This is a genomic window from Plantactinospora endophytica (assembly GCF_016862915.1).
GTDB lineage: Bacteria > Actinomycetota > Actinomycetes > Mycobacteriales > Micromonosporaceae > Plantactinospora > Plantactinospora endophytica.
The window spans coordinates 34753-50487 of record NZ_BONW01000041.1; the positions used below are offsets into that span (position 1 = coordinate 34753).

Annotated in this window: 16 protein-coding genes; 5 read left to right on the top strand and 11 right to left on the bottom strand. The window is 70.6% G+C overall.

The features are described 5' to 3' along the window. Positions 1 to 105: 105 nt before the first annotated feature. Both Pen02_RS33610 and Pen02_RS33615 read right to left on the bottom strand, forming a co-directional pair. The gene (locus tag Pen02_RS33610; protein ID WP_203870208.1) at positions 106 to 297 is read right to left on the bottom strand and encodes a DUF397 domain-containing protein; all 192 of its coding nucleotides are present in this window, start codon (positions 295 to 297) and stop codon (positions 106 to 108) included. Continuing rightward, on the bottom strand, positions 284 to 1072 hold the full coding sequence (locus tag Pen02_RS33615; RefSeq protein WP_203870209.1) for a helix-turn-helix domain-containing protein: 789 nt from the start codon (positions 1070 to 1072) through the stop codon (positions 284 to 286). Before Pen02_RS33615 ends, Pen02_RS33610 begins: the two co-directional genes overlap by 14 nt. Positions 1073 to 1465: 393 nt before the next feature. On the opposite strand from Pen02_RS33615, the gene Pen02_RS33620 reads away from it, so the two are divergent. The 3 genes from Pen02_RS33620 to Pen02_RS33630 all read left to right on the top strand — a co-directional run bounded on the left by Pen02_RS33620 (position 1466) and on the right by Pen02_RS33630 (position 2583). After that, positions 1466 to 1741 (top strand): hypothetical protein, encoded by a 276-nt coding sequence (locus Pen02_RS33620; RefSeq protein ID WP_203870210.1) that lies wholly within the window; start codon positions 1466 to 1468, stop codon positions 1739 to 1741. Between the two features lie 53 nt (positions 1742 to 1794). After that, positions 1795 to 2037, top strand: coding sequence for a flavin reductase (locus tag Pen02_RS33625; RefSeq protein WP_203870211.1), 243 nt, complete (start codon positions 1795 to 1797; stop codon positions 2035 to 2037). Positions 2038 to 2307: 270 nt separating this feature from the next. After that, entirely contained in the window at positions 2308 to 2583 is a 276-nt protein-coding gene (locus tag Pen02_RS33630; protein ID WP_203870212.1) for a DUF6458 family protein, read from the top strand. Between the two features lie 50 nt (positions 2584 to 2633). Here Pen02_RS33630 and Pen02_RS33635 read toward each other — a convergent pair whose 3' ends face one another. Then, positions 2634 to 4661, bottom strand: coding sequence for an ABC transporter ATP-binding protein (locus tag Pen02_RS33635; RefSeq protein ID WP_307837754.1), 2028 nt, complete (start codon positions 4659 to 4661; stop codon positions 2634 to 2636). A 192-nt stretch (positions 4662 to 4853) separates the two neighbouring features. Here Pen02_RS33635 and Pen02_RS33640 point away from each other — a divergent pair, with 192 nt between their 5' ends. Beyond that, positions 4854 to 6326, top strand: a complete 1473-nt coding sequence (locus Pen02_RS33640; RefSeq protein WP_203870213.1) for an MFS transporter — start codon at positions 4854 to 4856, stop codon at positions 6324 to 6326. A 29-nt stretch (positions 6327 to 6355) separates the two neighbouring features. On the opposite strand, the gene Pen02_RS33645 is transcribed toward Pen02_RS33640, so the two are convergent. The 6 genes from Pen02_RS33645 to Pen02_RS33670 all read right to left on the bottom strand — a co-directional run bounded on the left by Pen02_RS33645 (position 6356) and on the right by Pen02_RS33670 (position 13718). Next, positions 6356 to 7981, bottom strand: coding sequence for a glycoside hydrolase family 13 protein (locus tag Pen02_RS33645; RefSeq protein WP_203870458.1), 1626 nt, complete (start codon positions 7979 to 7981; stop codon positions 6356 to 6358). A 215-nt stretch (positions 7982 to 8196) separates the two neighbouring features. Beyond that, the gene (locus tag Pen02_RS33650) at positions 8197 to 9222 is read right to left on the bottom strand and encodes a LacI family DNA-binding transcriptional regulator (RefSeq protein ID WP_203870214.1); all 1026 of its coding nucleotides are present in this window, start codon (positions 9220 to 9222) and stop codon (positions 8197 to 8199) included. Positions 9223 to 9331: 109 nt separating this feature from the next. Beyond that, on the bottom strand, positions 9332 to 10297 hold the full coding sequence (locus tag Pen02_RS33655) for a carbohydrate ABC transporter permease (RefSeq protein WP_203870215.1): 966 nt from the start codon (positions 10295 to 10297) through the stop codon (positions 9332 to 9334). Between the two features lies 1 nt (position 10298). Next, positions 10299 to 11366, bottom strand: coding sequence for a carbohydrate ABC transporter permease (locus Pen02_RS33660; protein WP_203870216.1), 1068 nt, complete (start codon positions 11364 to 11366; stop codon positions 10299 to 10301). Between the two features lie 78 nt (positions 11367 to 11444). Further along, on the bottom strand, positions 11445 to 12788 hold the full coding sequence (locus Pen02_RS33665; RefSeq protein ID WP_203870217.1) for an ABC transporter substrate-binding protein: 1344 nt from the start codon (positions 12786 to 12788) through the stop codon (positions 11445 to 11447). 174 nt (positions 12789 to 12962) lie between these two features. Beyond that, complete coding sequence (locus tag Pen02_RS33670; RefSeq protein ID WP_203870218.1) at positions 12963 to 13718, bottom strand: HD domain-containing protein; 756 nt, start codon at positions 13716 to 13718, stop codon at positions 12963 to 12965. Positions 13719 to 13847: 129 nt separating this feature from the next. Here Pen02_RS33670 and Pen02_RS33675 point away from each other — a divergent pair, with 129 nt between their 5' ends. Continuing rightward, a complete protein-coding gene (locus Pen02_RS33675) occupies positions 13848 to 14627 on the top strand; it encodes a M23 family metallopeptidase (protein ID WP_239141733.1) in 780 nt (259 codons plus the stop codon). A 183-nt stretch (positions 14628 to 14810) separates the two neighbouring features. Here the strand turns inward: Pen02_RS33675 and Pen02_RS33680 are convergent, their stop codons facing one another. Both Pen02_RS33680 and Pen02_RS33685 read right to left on the bottom strand, forming a co-directional pair. Beyond that, positions 14811 to 14957, bottom strand: a complete 147-nt coding sequence (locus tag Pen02_RS33680; RefSeq protein ID WP_203870220.1) for a GPGG-motif small membrane protein — start codon at positions 14955 to 14957, stop codon at positions 14811 to 14813. 3 nt (positions 14958 to 14960) lie between these two features. Continuing rightward, positions 14961 to 15734: a metallophosphoesterase family protein gene (locus tag Pen02_RS33685; RefSeq protein WP_203870221.1), complete on the bottom strand. Its 774-nt coding sequence runs from the start codon at positions 15732 to 15734 to the stop codon at positions 14961 to 14963. Position 15735: the final 1 nt, after the last annotated feature.

Genomic DNA, 15735 nt, shown 5'->3' on the forward strand with positions numbered 1-15735 from the left:
GAGGTCAGGGCGTTTGGACTGGTGCCAGACGGGATCTGACCTGAGATGACGAAGCCCCCGACCCGGGTTTTGCCGGGCCGGGGGCTGTTCGTCGGTACCTCGGTGTCAGGCGTGCGTCTTCGCCAGGCTGACGAACGCCCGCCAGGCGGCCGGGCCGAAGGTCAGCGTGCCGCCGTCCCGGTCCTTGGTGTCCCGCACCAGCACCCGGCCCGGAAGGTTGTCGGCCACCTCGACACAGTTTGAATTGCCGCCGGAACGCGTGGACTTCCGCCAGGCCGGGGCGTCACTTGTGGTCATTGAGTAGCTCCAGAATCAGGTCTCTGCTCAGGTCTGCCGCCATTGCCAAGCCGTTGATCGACTCCCAGGATAGCTCCAACTCGCCCACATCCCGCGCCGAGGTCACCACCTTGCCCTGTAGCTGATCATCAAGGTATGAGACCCGCCTGCCGTCTCTCAGGGTTGCGAGTGAGATCGGACCACCCAGGCCAGCGTGCAGTCCTCCGACGGCATCCGGGAGCACGCGCACCGTGACGGATGGGCTCTCGCCGATGTCGGCCAGGTATCCGAGCTGATCTTTCATGACCCCGCGTGGACCTCGCCGGAGCGCGAATTCGGTGATGATGCAGGAAATCGTCACCGGCGGATGTTGATCCATAATGGCTGCCTGCCGGGCTGTCCGGTTCGCGACGAGATCCTCCACCCTCCCCGCGTTCGCCGGGACTCCCGCAAACATCTCTCGCATGTACGGCTCACGCTGTAGCGGGCACGGGATCAACAGCGGTTCCCAGGCCCGCAGCAACAACGCGCGGCGCTCGTGCTCGGCCCACGGACGTAGCCACGGGCGTAGGTCTTCGTGTGCCGTCTTTGCCCGTCCTTGAATTTCGTTGCCGGTGCCGAACACCTCGTCAAGGCGCTGCGCCGTACCTTCCTGCGGTATGAGTTTTCCTGACTCGAAGTTCTGCACCGAGGACTTCGACACGCCGATCGCGGCGGCCAGCCTGTCCTGAGACAGTTTCCGCTGCGTACGCAGCTCTCGAATGCGAGCCGGCAGCGATGGCGGGTGGTCATTCACGATTATCACCCCGGGTGGTCGGCAGATATGGCGCCACCATCAGGCAGCCATCGCATTCATCTTCCGATATCGCTACGTCGCCGTCCAGGGTGGAGGGCAGACGGAGGAGCAATTTCCGCGGCCCGCTTCACATGCCGGGGGCGTGGCCCGCAAGATCCGCCCCGACGGTGGGTCGCTTTCCGTCAACGGGGGGCGGTTGCTCGTAGGGGACACGGGCGCCGCCCCCTTTCCTGTTGTTTACCGGAACGGGAGGACAAAGGAATGAGACGGGTACGAGGGAGCAGACTTCGCCATCGTCGGGTCTGGTGGCGCCTGTGGCGGTATTGCTGGTGTGGACACCGATGGATCTGCCCCGACTCGGCCCGGCGGGTGCCGATGCCGTACGCGCCGAGCATGCCCCCACTGACGGGTGTCGAGTTCCGCCGGGCGGTCCGGACTGCCACGGTCGACGCCAGGACCGCGCGGAAAGCACGGGCCGGGCACGAGGACGCGTCGCCGCCCCCGCAGCCGGAACAGCCGCAACGCCCGTGGATCGACTATCCCGACTCCCGCAACGCACGCCGGTACGACGGGTGGAACGGGCCGACCCGGGCGTACCTGGCCAACGGTCGGGCGGGCGGCTTGACTCCGGCCCAGCAGCACCGAGCCCGGCACGCCGAGCGGGTGTAGACCCCGTGATCGGGCCATGGGCACGATGGGAACGACACGTCGCCCGAAGGCGGGTGCGGGAGCGCCAGGCGGCCGGGCAGCACCTCCCCACCGACACCTACGCCTGCTGCGAATGCGAACACGACTGGCCGTGCGCGCCGGCCCGCCTGGCACTGCTGATCGGCTTCGACGGCGATCGGGTGGGGCTGATGATGTATCTCGCCGCGCACCTCGCCCGCGCCCTGGAGGCACTGCCCGACCGGCATCCCGCGCTGATCGTCGGGCAGATCATCTACTGGGTGCCCCGGCGCCGTTAGCGCCGGTCCGGCATCCCCGGATCGTCGGCACCGGCTCCCACCTCCCGCGCATCACCCGGGTCGGCGCCGACGGGGAAGCACCCCGAGGCCACTGTTCTGCCCTTCGGAGTGGCCCGGGGTGTGACCTGGATCGCTCGCTGAGCCTGTTCGCCACGGGCCGGGAGTGGACAATAGCGGCGTTTCGGCAGGTGAGCCGGCTACGACGATTCGGCGTCCCGGCGATTGGGTAGCAGGACCCTGACAGCCCACACCCCTGCAAGGAGGCATGTCATGGGTATCGGCACCAGCATCTTCCTGATCGCGCTCGGCGCCATCCTCACCTTCGCGCTGAACCTCAGCGTCGGCGGCCTGGACCTGGACGTCGTCGGTTGGATCCTGATGGCGGCGGGCGTACTCGGTCTGATCATGACCACGGTGATCTGGGGCAACCGGCGCCGGGCCGTGGTGACCCGGACGGAACCGACCGAGTACCGCGAGGTCACCACCACCGAGCCGACGGAGTACCGCCGGGTCGAGGAGCGCCGGGACGTCTACCCGCCCCGGTAACCGTCCAGCCGGCCGGTGGTCGGGGACGGAGCGCGGTCGGGCCGGCGGCGTCAGTCCGGGTACCCAGTGGGACCCGGATACCCGCCGGACTCCGCGTACCCGCTGGCCTGGAGGTCGAAGAGTTCCCGGTAGAGACCGTCGGCCGCGACCAGCCGCTCGTGGTCGCCCTGCTCGATCAGCCGGCCGTCCCGCATCACGTAGATCCGGTCGGCGTGCCGCACGTTGGCCAGCCGGTGGGTGATCAGCACGACGGTCCGGTCGGGATGCCGGCGGAACTGCTGGAAGAGCGCGTGCTCGGCCCGCGCGTCGAGCGCGGCGGACGGCTCGTCGCAGATCAGCAGCCGGCCCTCCCGGTAGAGCCCTCGGGCCGCGACCAGCCGCTGCCACTGGCCGCCGGAGAGGTCGTGGCCGTCCCGGAAACCGCGGTCGAGCAGCGTGTCGTAGCCGCGCGGCAGCCCGGTGACCATCTCGTGCGCCGAGGCCGCCGTCGCGGCGTCCACCACGGACGGTCCGGCGTCCTCGGGCCGGTCGTACCGGCCGACGGTGATGTTCTGCCGGGCGGTGAACGGGAACTTCCACCAGTCCTGGCTGAGTACCGCCACCTGGCCGCCGACGCTCGTCGGATCGAGGGTGCCGATGTCCACCCCGTCCCAGCGGATCGTCCCGCCGGTCGGCTGGTAGAGCCCGGCCAGCAGCTTGGCCAGGGTCGTCTTGCCAGAGCCGTTCTCGCCGACCAGGGCGATCACCTCGCCCCGGCGTACGGTCAGGCTGACCCGGTCCACCGCCGGCCGGTCGGTGTCCGGGTAGTGCAGGCTGACGTCGTCGACCTCGATCTCCTCGAATCCGGAGACGGTGCCGCCGCCCGCGCCCCGGGTACGCGCGTCGGCCCGGTCCAGGAAGGTCAGGAAGTCCCGGTAGTAGAGCGCGTCCTCGTAGAGCGAGTTGGTGGCGTGGATGGTGTTGCCCAGGCTGGTCCGGGCGGCCTGGAGCGCCAGCAGTGCGGTGGCCGCCGCCGCCAGCGGCACCACGCCGGCCAGCAGCAGCCAGCCGAGTACGCCGTAGACCGCGAAGGTGGCCAGCCCGGCCAGCGAACCGCCACCCACCCGGGTCGAGGTCTGCGAGCGGACCAGCCGGAGCTGTGCCGCCGTCTCCATGGTCATCACCCGGCGGTACTCGCCGAGCAGGAACCCCCGCATCTGGTACGTCCGCACCTCGACCGCCGTGTGCCGGTTCGCCATCAGATGGGCGAGCATCCACATCCGGCGTCGCCGGGTGATCCGGGCCAGCAGTGCGACGTACTCCCGGCGGGCGATCCGGACCGCCGTCACCGCCGACGGCACCGCCGCGACCAGCAGGCAGGGCAGTAACAGGGGTTGGATCACCGTGACGGCGGCGGCGGTGGCGGCCACCCCGACCACGCCGGTGATCAGGTTGACGGTGTCGTCGACGATCGACGCCGCCTCGGTCATGCCCCGGTCCCGGGCCCGGTCCATCTCCTCGGCGAAGCCGGCGTCGTCGAACGCGGCCAGGTCGACCGCGGTGGTCGCCTCGAAGAGCCGCAGCTCCACCCGGTAGTTGATCTGCGGGGCCAGTCGGGCCTGGGCCCAGCCGGCGGCGATGCTCAGTCCACCCTTGGCGATCACCGCCAGCGCCGCCACCACCAGTCCCGGCGCGGCCGAGCGGACCCGGTCCGGGGTCGGCCCGGAGGCGAAGAGTTCCCGCAGTACGGTGCTGGTCGCCAGCAGGCCAAAAGTGATCATGATGCCGGCGACGATGTTCAGGCCGATCGCGGCCAGCGTGTCGACCCGGCTCACCCGCCAGGCCAGCAGTACCGCCTGCCGGATGATCGACGGCAGCCGCCGGGCGACCGTCCAGAAGCTGGTCTCCGCGAACGCGGCCCCGTGGTGCATCCAGTCCGCGTCGGCCAGCTCGGGCAACGCCGTTCTCGACGGGTCCTGGGCCGCCGTGGACTGGTCCTGGGCCGCTTCGGACCGGTCCTGGTCGGGCTGGTCCGGTTTCGGGGCCGGCGCCCCGTCGGAGTCCGTCGTCCGCTGCACGTTGATCCTCGTCGACTCCACCGCTCCTCCAGGAATCCGAACCGGTCTCGACGAACCGCCCCCCGGCATCCCGCCATTACGGACGGTCGCGAAAACACTACGATCCCGCATTCACCGGCCATCCGGAATGCCGTACCAATCGGTAAACATCCGGTACGCCGCCCCGCCGGCACCGTCACCTCGCCGTTACCGGATCCTGGTTAGGTGCCGGACATGACCATCGGTCGCCAGCGGGTCGCCCGGGGCGGGGGGCCGGTCCACCGGTTCTACAGCGTCGCGGTCTTCGTGGTGCTCGCCTCGCTGGACAACGTCGCGATCGGGCTGGTGCCGCCGCTCTACGGCTCGATCGCTCCGGCGCTGGGCGTCGGTACCGGCGCGGTCGGCGCGGTGACCGCGACGAGTTTCCTGGTCAGCGCCATCGCTGCGGTCGGCTGGGCCTACGTCGGGGACCGGACGAACCGCAAGCCGCTGCTCATGATCGGCACGCTGCTCTGGGCCGCCGGCACCGCCGGCAGCGCGGTCGCCCCGACCTACCTGACGTTCTTCGGCGCGCAACTGCTGGCCGCGATCGGGCTCGGCGCGGTGGGGTCGGTCGGCTTCTCCGTGGTCACCGACCTGGTCAGCCCGCGCCGCCGGGGCGTCGTGCTGAGTTTCTGGGGACTCTCCCAGGGCATCGGCACCCTGGCCGGCACCCTGGTCGGCGGCGTGCTCGGCGCACAGGACTGGCGTCGACCGTTCCTGCTGCTCAGCGTCGCCGGCCTGGTGGCGACCGTGGCCTACCTGCTCACCTACGACATCCGGCGCGGCCAGAGCGAACCGGAGCTGGCCGACGCGCTGGCCGTCGGCGGGGACTACGACTACCGGATCAGCCGGGCCGACCTGCCGGAGATCCTGCACCGCCGGACGAACCGGTGGCTGGTCCTCCAGGGGCTCACCGCCCAGGTGGCCTTCGGCTCGCTGGTCTGGCTGCCGGCACTGTTCCGGGAACGGGCCGAGGCCCAGGGGTACTCGTCGGCCACCGCCACCGTGGTGGGCAGCATCTTCGCCGTACTCTTCCAGCTCGGCGGGGTGCTCTCCATCGTCGGCGGGCTGGTCGGCGACGCCGTGCAACGGCGTACCCCCCGGGGTCGGGCGATGGTCGCGGCGATCGGCGTGCTGGCGGCGGTGCCGTTCTACGCGGTGCTGTTCTTCGTGCCGATCCGGATCGAGGTGCCGGACGGTGCCGGCGCCGGCACGGTGGCCGCCGCCGTACTCGGCAGCGTCCTGACCGAGCCGACGGTCGGGTTCAGCCTGCTCGCCGCGCTGCTCGCGCTCGGCCTCACCTCGGCGAACTCGCCGAACTGGTTCGCGCTGATCGCCGACGTCAACCCGCCCGAACACCGGGGTACGGTCTACAGCCTCGGCAACCTGGTCAACGGGGTGGGCCGGGCGGCCGGCAACGGGCTGATCGGGGTCGCCGCCGCCGCGCTGCGCTCGGCCTTCCCGCCACCGCTGAACTTCGCCGTCGGGCTCGCCGCGTTCCAGCTTTTCTTCATACCCACCGGGATCATGTACTGGCTCGCCTCCCGCACCGCGCCCCGGGACATCCGCCGGGTGCACGAGCTGCTCACCGTACGGGCCGAGCAGGTGACCCCGGACGGCACCGGGCCGGCCGGGGCGCCCCGCCCGACCGGCCCGTCCGACTGAACCACCGGTCGTACCGGCTGCGGTGGCTCCTATTCCGTACCGGCCTCCTCGGCGGCCCGGAGCCAGACCGTGACGTCGGTCGGGACCCGGCCGTCGCCGTCGAGCGGCCCGCTGGCGTGCAGCAGTTCGGCACCGGCCGGCAACTCGACCGGGTCGGCTCCGAGGTTGGTCAGCACCCGGACGCCGCCGTTGCGGAAGTGGAGGACGTCGTCCGGGCTGGTCAGCCAGTACACCGTGCCGGTGCCGAGGCCGAGTTCGCGGCGCAGCCGCAGGCTGGTCCGGTACAGCTCGTACGTCGAGCCGGCCACCCCGCGCTGCCGGTCCAGGGCGTACTCGGCCCAGAGCGCGGGCTGGGGCAACCAGCTCGCGTCCCCCGGCCCGAACCCGTACGACGGGGCGTCCGCCTCCCACGGGATCGGCACCCGGCAGCCGTCCCGGCCGCGTTGGGTGTGTCCACTCCGCTCCCAGGTCGGGTCCTGCCGGGCCTCGTCCGGCAGCGTGGTGTGTTCCGGCAGACCCAGTTCCTCACCCTGGTAGAGGTAGGCCGAGCCGGGCAGCGCGAGCATCAGCAGGGTGGCGGCCCGGGCCCGGCGCAGCCCGAGCACCGGGTCCGGCTGCGGGTCGTCGACGCCGATGCCCCGGGGCCGGGGCGTGCCGACCGGCAGCCCGAGCCGGCTGGCGTGCCGCAGCACGTCGTGGTTGGACAGCACCCAGGTGGTGGGGGCACCGACCGTCTCGTTGGCGGCCAGCGAACGGGTGATCACCGCGTACTGGATCGGGGCCGTCCAAGCCGCCTCCAGGTATTCGAAGTTGAACGCCTGGTGCATCTCGTCCGGCCGGACGTACGCGGCCAGCCGCTCGGCGGACTGTACCCACGCCTCGGCGACCAGGATCCGCTCGCCGGGGTACTCGTCCAGCACCCGCCGCCAGTCCTGGTAGATCGCGTGTACGCCGTCCTGGTCCCACATCGGCGGGCGGGGCATCTCGGTGCCCTCGCCGGTGACCGGTTCCACCGGCGGATGCCAGTCGGCCAGGTCGGCCTGCTTGACCAGCCCGTTCGCCACGTCGACCCGGAAACCGTCCACACCCCGGTCGAGCCAGTACCGCAGGATGTCGAGGAACTCGGCGCGGACCTCGGGCAGGTCCCAGTTCAGGTCCGGCTGGCCCCGGTCGAACAGGTGCAGGTACCACTGCCCGGCGGTGCCGTCCGGTTCGGTGACCCGGGTCCAGGCCGGACCGCCGAAGACGCTCTGCCAGTCGTTCGGCGGCTCGGTGCCGCCGGGGCCGCGGCCGTCCCGGAAGACGTAGCGCTGCCGCTCCGCCGAGCCAGGTCCGGCGGCCAACGCGGCGGTGAACCAGTGGTGCGCCGCCGAGGTGTGGTTGGGCACCAGGTCGACGATGAACCGCAGGCCCCGGGCCCGGGCCTCGGCGATCAGCCGGTCGAGATCCGCCAGCGTGCCGAAGAGCCGGTCCACGTCGCGGTAGTCGGCCACGTCGTAGCCGGCGTCCGCCTGCGGCGACGGATAGAACGGCGACAGCCAGACCGCGTCCACGCCCAGCTCCACGAGGTGGTCGAGCCGGGCGGTGATGCCGGGCAGGTCACCGACGCCGTCACCGTCGGAGTCGGCGAACGAGCGGGGGTAGATCTGGTAGATGACCGCGTGCCGCCACCACGGGCCGCGCTCGGCCGGCCCGGTACCGGTCGGCTCGGCGCTCGTCCCGGCGGCGGTGGTCGTCGTCTCGGTGCTGTTCAGGGTGCTCTCCCATCGGTCGCGACTCGGCGGCGGCCCGGCGTACGGCTCGGCCGATCCGCCTCCAGTCTGCTCCGGGCGGATCGGGTCACCGTCGGCCCGGCCCGGTCGGATCAGCTTCAGTCTTCCCTGGCCGGCCCGGTCGAATCACGTACGACGAGCCGGGTGGGCAGGATCGTCGGCGCCAGCTCCGCCTCGGTACGGGCCCGACCGGCCAACGGACCCAGCAGCGTACCGGCGGCGAGTCGGCCCTGCTCGGCGGCGGGCTGGGCGACGGTGGTCAGCCCGAACGCCACGGCCAGGTCGTGGTCGTCGATGCCGATCACGCTGACCTGCTGGGGTACCCGGATTCCGGCCAGCCGCAGCCCGTTGACCACGCCCATCGCCACCTCGTCACAGCTCGCGAAGATCGCGGTGGGCAGTTCGCCCCGGGCGATCAGCCGCTCGGTCGCCGACCGGCCTCCCTCGGCGTCCGCCCGGGTCTCGATCCCGAGCCGGGGATCGGGGCTGATCCCGGCCGCCCGCAGTGCCTCCTGGTAGCCGTGCCGCCGTTCGGCGTGGGCCGGGTCCGCGAACTCGCCGGTCAGATCGCCCCAGACGCAGGCGATCCGCCGGTGGCCGAGACTGAGCAGGTGTTCGGCTGCGGTCCGGCCGGCCGCCCGGTCGTCGATCCGGATGCTCGGCCAGCCCGGCACCACCAGGCCGGAGCTGACCGTGACCCCGGGCAGCGCCAGGCTGGCGATGGTGGCCAGGTCGTCGGCCCGGACCGGCGTCGCCACCAGCATCACCGCGTCGACCCGTTTGGGCAGGCTGGCCTTGTGCAGCAGGCGGGTCCGGGCGTGCTCGCGACCGCCGATGTTGTAGAGCAGCAGGTCGTACCCGGCGGTCTGGAGGATCTCCTCGGCCGCCTCCACGACGGCGCCGACGAACCAGGGGGTGATCCGGGGGACGATCACGGCGACGTTGCCGGTCTTGCCGCCGGCCAGTCGGGAGGCGCTGGGCGACGCGGTGTAGTCGAGTTGTTCGGCGGCGAGCAGTACCCGGGTCCGGGTCGTCTCGGAGACCGTCGGCAACCCGCGCAGCGCCCGGGAGACGGTGGCGGTGGAGACGCCCGCCAGCCGGGCCACGTCGTCGATTGTGGTCACGACCTCATCCTGATCCGGCCGTACCGCCGGTCGTGGCTGCCCGGCTCGGGTCCCGGCTGCCGGACGTGTTCCGCCGTCGTCCGGCAGCCGGTCGACCCTCGACGCCCGGTCAGCCCTTGACACCGCCGGCGAGCAGGCCACGCACGAAGAAGCGCTGGAGGGACAGGAACACGATCAGCGGTACGACGATCGAGATGAACGCCCCGGAGGTGAGCCGCTGCCACTCGTTGGCCCGGGTACCGGCCAGCTCGGCGAGGCGTACGGTCAGCGGAGCCACCTCGCTGCTGCCACCGGCGAAGATCAGCGCCACCAGCAGGTCGTTCCAGACCCAGAGGAACTGGAAGATGCCGAACGCGGCCAGCGCCGGCACGATCAGCGGCAGCACGATGGAGCGGAAGATCTTCGGGTGGGTGGCGCCGTCCACCCGGGCCGCCTCCATCAGGTCCTTCGGTAGCTGCGAGATGAAGTTGTGCAGCAGGAAGACGGCGACCGGCAGGGCGAAGCAGGTGTGTGCGAACCAGACCTGGACGAACTTCTCCTGGTCGTCGAGGTTCCAGGCCGGCATCAGCTCGATCCCGCCCAGGCTGACTCCCTCGGAGAAGAAGCTGAGCAGCGGTACCAGCGCCATCTGCAACGGCACGATCTGCAACGCGAAGACGGCGATGTAGATCCAGTCCCGACCCTTGAAGTTGATCCACGCCAGCGCGTACGCGGCCAGTGCCGCGAAGGCCAGCGGGAAGAGTACCGACGGGATCGTGATCACCAGCGAGTTGATGAAGTACCCGGCGAGCTGCCCGGACGACGCCGAGCGGCCGAACAGCACCTCCTGGTAGTTGTCCAGGGTGAACTGGGGACTGCTGAACGCCGTCCACCAACCGGTGGTCTTGATCTCGTCCTCGGGGCGGAACGAGGAGACGAAGAGGCCGAAGGTGGGGATCGTCCAGAGCACCGCGATCAGGATCGAGGCGCCGGTCGCGAACGGGTTGTTGAGCCGGCGGCGTACCCGGGCGGCCCGGGTGACCGGCGTCGCGACGTCCTGCGTACCGGTCAGCGCGGGCGGGGTCGTGGTGGTCATCTCATACCTCCCGCTGCTTGCGCAGGTTGCGGACCTGGTAGATCACGATCGGGATGACCAGGACGAAGAGGAAGACGGCCAGTGCCGACCCCTGGCCGGTCTGCCCGAACCGGAACGCCTGGTTGTACATCTCGTTGGCGATCACACCGGTGTCGAAGTTGCCGTTGGTGGTGGTCCGGACGATGTCGAAGACCTTGAGCGTGGCGATCGAGACGGTGACCACCACGACGATCAGGGCCGGCCGGATGCTCGGCATGGTGATCTGCCAGAACATCTGCCAGGGGTTCACCCCGTCCAGCCGGGCCGCCTCGACGACGTCGCCCGGGATCGCCTTGATCGCGGCGGAGAGCACCACCATCGCGAAGCCGGCCTGGATCCAGATCATGATCACGATCAGCAGCAGGGTGTTCAGCGGCGCGTTGTTGAGCCACTGCTGCGGCTCGCCGCCGACCATCACCCAGACCTGGTTGAGCAGGCCGATCTGGTCGTACTCGCCGGAGCGGTAGGCGTAGACGAACTTCCAGATGATGCTGGCGCCGACGAAGGAGATGGCCATCGGCATGAAGATCAGCGCCTTGGCCACCGCCTCGAACCGGGCCCGGTCGACCAGGACCGCGTAGACCAGCCCGATCGCGGTGGCCACCAGCGGCACCAGGACCACCCAGATCAGGGTGTTGGTGAGGATGCCGAGGATCTCGTCCTGGGCGAACATCCACCTGTAGTTGGCCAGCCCGACCCAGTTGTCGCTGTTACCGTCCATGAAGGACAGCACCGTGGTGCGGACGGCCGGGACGACCAGGCCGATCGCCAGCAGCAGCAGGGTGGGCAGCAGGAAGAAGAGCGCGAGCGCGCCCTCGGGGCGGTTGGCCACCGAGCGGCGGCGCGGCCGGGGGCCGGCCGCCGCCGGAGCGTCGACCGGGGCCGCCGCGACCAGCGCCGCCTCGCGGCGCCGGGCGAACCAGTTGGGTACGACGTCGAGCAGCACGAGCAGACCGCCGACCACGACCGCGAAGGCGATCAGGCCGTACAGCAGCATGAGCAGCTTCGGTGCCTCGTCGGCGAAGTCCATTCAGCGCCTCCAACGCCGGAAGTGAACGAAAGACCGACGGTCCGGCCCACAGCGGTGCGGGCCGGACCGTCAGGGGTGTTACTTGGGCCAGGAGCCTTCGACGAAGTCGAGGGTGCTCTTGGTGTCCTTGCCGTTGACCCAGTCGACCATGCCCTTCCAGAGGGTGCCCGAACCGACGGCGGCGGGCATCAGGTCGGAGCCGTCGAACCGGAAGACCGCGCTCTTGTCGAGCAGGACCTCCATGGAGAGCTTGTCCACGGCCTGCGTCACGTTGCTCACGTCGAGCTTGTTGTTCGGCGTGATCCAGTTGCCGAGCTTCGCCCGCGAGTTGGCGTACTCGCCGGTCATCAGGTATTGCCGGACCGCCTGCACGGCCGGGCCGTCGGTGAAGGCCACGGTGAACTCGCCGCCGCCCAGCACCGGCTTGCCCTTGGCCGGGTCGATGGCCGGGAAGTAGAAGGCGTAGATGTCGCCGTCCGGGCCGATCTTGGTGCCCTCGGGCAGGTAGTTGGCGTAGAAGTTCGCCTGCCGGTGCATCGCGCACTGGCCCTGGAGGATCGGCAGGCCGCCCTCCTGGAACGGGGTGGTGGTCAGGCTCTTGACGTCACCGTAGCCGCCGTTGACGTACTTGGGGTTCTTGATGATCGAGCCGACCCGGTCGACCGCCTCCGACACCCGGGGGTCGTTGAACGGGATGCCGTGGGTGGTCCACTGGTCGTAGACCTCCGCCGGCTGGGTACGCAGCATCAGGTCCTCGATCCAGTCGGTGGCCGGCCAACCGGTGGCCTCACCCGACTCCAGACCGACGCACCACGGCTTCTTGTTCTCCGCCACGATCTTGTCGCTGATCTCGATCATCTGCTGCCAGGTGGTGGGCACCTGGTAGCCCTTCTCGGCGAACGCCTTCGGCGAGTACCAGACGAAGGACTTCACGTTGGCGCCGAGCGGGGTGCCGTAGAGCTGGCCGCCGACGGTGGCGTACTTCAGCCAGTCGGCCGGGTAGTTGGTGTCCGCCAGGGTCTTCTGCTCGGCCGTCATCGGCTTGAGCTTGTTGGCCTGGGCGAACCGGGCGAGCAGCCCGGGCTGCGGAATGAAGGCCAGGTCGGGCGGGTTGCCGCCGTCCACCTGGACCTGGAGCTGGGCCTCGAACTCGCCGCTGCCGTCGTAGTCGATCTCGATGCCGGTGCAGTCCTCGAACTGCTTCCAGGACTGCCGGAGCAGGTCGGCCTCGGCGTCCCGGATCGACGCGTAGATGGACACGCTCTCGCCGTCGTGCCCCTGGAAGGCCGAGTACGGGGCGCACTCGGCGGAGTCCGGGTCGAGCCCGCTCTCACTGTCGCCGGAGCAGGCGGTGGCGCCGAGTGCCAGGGCCAACACACCGGCTATCGCGAGGGCCTGGCGTGGTCTGGACTGGACCGCCATGCCGTCCTCCTTTCGTGTGCCGGCGTGCCGGTTGCCTGTTGGCTTCCGCGCCGGCCTGTGGGCGTCACCACATGTAAGCGCTTGCAACCAAGGTCGTCCAGACCCGGTGAGCCACGAGGCCGTAACGATTCGGAAACCTGGCAATTGCCGCGGCGACGACAGGACGAAACCCGACTACTCGGCGCTGGGGGCGGCCGGTGCCTCGGCCGGATCGTCGAGGATCGCCGCGAACCGCTGCTCGGCCAGGTCTATCTGGCCGAGGATGTGCGTGCGCGCGTCGTCGCCGAGTGGGGTGTCCGGCCGGGTGACCAGGTCCCGGAAGAGCGGCACCAGCGGCCGGTACTTCCGCGCCGAGCGCTGCACCTTGTCGCCGGTGGTGTGGATGACCCCGACACCGTTGTCGGTGAAGTCGGAGACCTTGATGACCCGGGCCCACGGTTCCCGGTCCAGACTCTCCGCCAGGTGCGCCCGGTACTGCTCGTCCCGGTCGCGGTCGGGGTCGTACTCCGGGTTGGTGACCGCCGCGATCAGCCGGGCGACCCGGGGGTTGAACCGCCGGGCCACCTCGGCCAGTGCCGCCTCGGTGGCCGCCGTCCCGGACGTACCGGCGGGCAGCCCGGCCAGTTCCGCCGGATGGTCCTCCACCGCGTCGTGCAGCAGTGCCGCCACGAGAACGTCGACGTCGGTGACCGAGTAGTAGCAGATGATCCGGATGGCCACCCGGAGCAGGTGGTTGAGGTAGGGCTCGCGTACCCGCCGGTCGTCGCGGTGCAGCGTGCCGGCCAGGTCGAGCGCCGCCGCCAGCCGGGCCCGGTCCGCCGCCGCGAAGCGCTCCGTCTCCAGCCCGAACCGGTCCCGCAGGCCGGCTTCGCCGTACACCTCGGTCACGGCGTGCAGCGGCATGCTTCTCAGGTACGTCGGCGAGGCCATGTCGTCCAGGTATACCGGATCGGCTCCACCGCCGGACCCCGCCCGCGCCCGGCGCCGCCCTTCCGCTGACTGAAGTTTTCTGCCACGATCAATCCATACATGGAAAACTTTCTCCATAGGAGGTTTCTCGTGCGCTTCCGCCTGTTCGCCTCGGTCGGCGCCGGTCTGGTGCTGGCCGCCGCGGTGCTGGTGCCGGCCTCGCCGGCCGCCGCCGCACCCACCTTCAAGGTGCCCTTCCCGTGTGGCCAGTCCTGGTCCGGGCAGACCCGGACCAACCACAGCCCGGCGAACGCCGTCGACTTCAACCGGACCGACGACCAGGGTGACCCGGTGGTGGCCAGCGCGCCCGGCACCGTCGACGTCGTCACCGACCTCGGCAACACCAGCTACGGCAAGTATGTGCGGATCAATCACGGCGGCGGGTACACGACGTACTACGCGCACCTGAACAGTTTCAACACGGCCGTCGGCCGGACCGTCGCCCACGGCACCGTGATCGGGTACGTCGGCACCACCGGCGGCTCCACCGGCCCGCACCTGCACTACGAGCAGCGGCTCAACGGCTCCGACATCCAGGTGCGGTTCAACGGCGCACTCGCGCTCTACTGGGGCACCCGCACCTACACCAGCGACAACGGCTGCTCCGGCGGCAGCACCGGCTCCGGCACGGTGAACACCGCCGGCAGCCCGCTGACCGTCCGGTCCGGCCCCGGCACCGGGTACGCCTCGGTCGGCACCGTCGCCGACGGCGCCAGCGTCACCATCGGCTGCCAGACCACCGGTACGACGGTGACCGGCACCTACGGCACCAGCAACATCTGGGACCGGATCGGCACCGGACGCTTCATCTCCGACGCCTACGTCCTCACCGGGTACGACGGCTTCATCCCCGGCGTACCGCGCTGCTGACCGGCGGCCGGCGGTAGTCCGGACAGACGAACAGCCGGGGTCGCCGGACCCGGGTCGTCCAGGGGGAGACGGAGACCCGGGCGCGGCGACCCCGGCTCGCCTGTGGGGGTAGTGGGGTCGTTCAGTCGGGAAGGGTGGCTGTCAGTCGTGCGGGGCCCGCGCGGCACCAGCGTCGATCGGAGGTCAACTACTGAAGATGCTGACGCCGAACGGACCCACCAGAAGTCCGACCACGATCAGCACGATGCCCCAGAGGAGCTGCCGCCGGAACAGTGCCAACACACCGGCGACCACCAGTACAACCGCGAGGATCCAGAGCAAGAATTCCATGGCTCAGGAACTACCCCGGGCGCTGATCGCGGAAACCTTCCCGGCGGTGGCCCCGGCGTACGGCGGGTGCAGGTGGAACACGCTGTACGCCTGCTTGATCACCGGGTGCGCGACGTTGCGGACGCGTACCCCGCCCGGGGTGGTGCCCCGCTCGGTGCCGGCGTGCGCGTGCCCGTGCAGGGCCAGCTCGGTCGGTGCCGAGTCGATGGCCTGACCGAGCAGGTACGAGCCGAGGAACGGATAGATCTCCGGCGGCTCCCCGGCCAGCGTGTCGGGTACCGGGGCGTAGTGGGTCAGCGCCACCCGTACGTCGCAGTCCATCTCCCGCAGCGCCTCGCCGAGTTGGTCGGCGATGGCGCTGGTGGTCCGGACGAACGCCTTCATCTCCGGCTCGCCGAACTCGCTGGCGCACCGGCCGGCGAAACCGCCGCCGAAGCCCTTCGCCCCGGCGATGCCGAGCCGCACCCCGGCACAGTCCAGCACCACGTTGGTGCCCTCCAGCACCAGGATGCCGGCGTCCTCCAGGGTCCGGATCACCGCCGGTACCTCGTCGCAGTGGTGGTCGTGGTTGCCGAGCACGGCGACCACCGGTACGCCGAGGTTGCCGAACTCGGTCGCCACGCAGCGGGCCTCGGACTCGGTGCCGTGCCGGGTCAGGTCGCCGGCCAGCAGCAGCACGTCGGCGCTGTCCGGCAACTGTTCCAGGGCCGGCCGGAACCGCCCGACCACGTCCTTGTCCAGGTGTACGTCGCCGACGGCCGCGATCCGGATCACCATG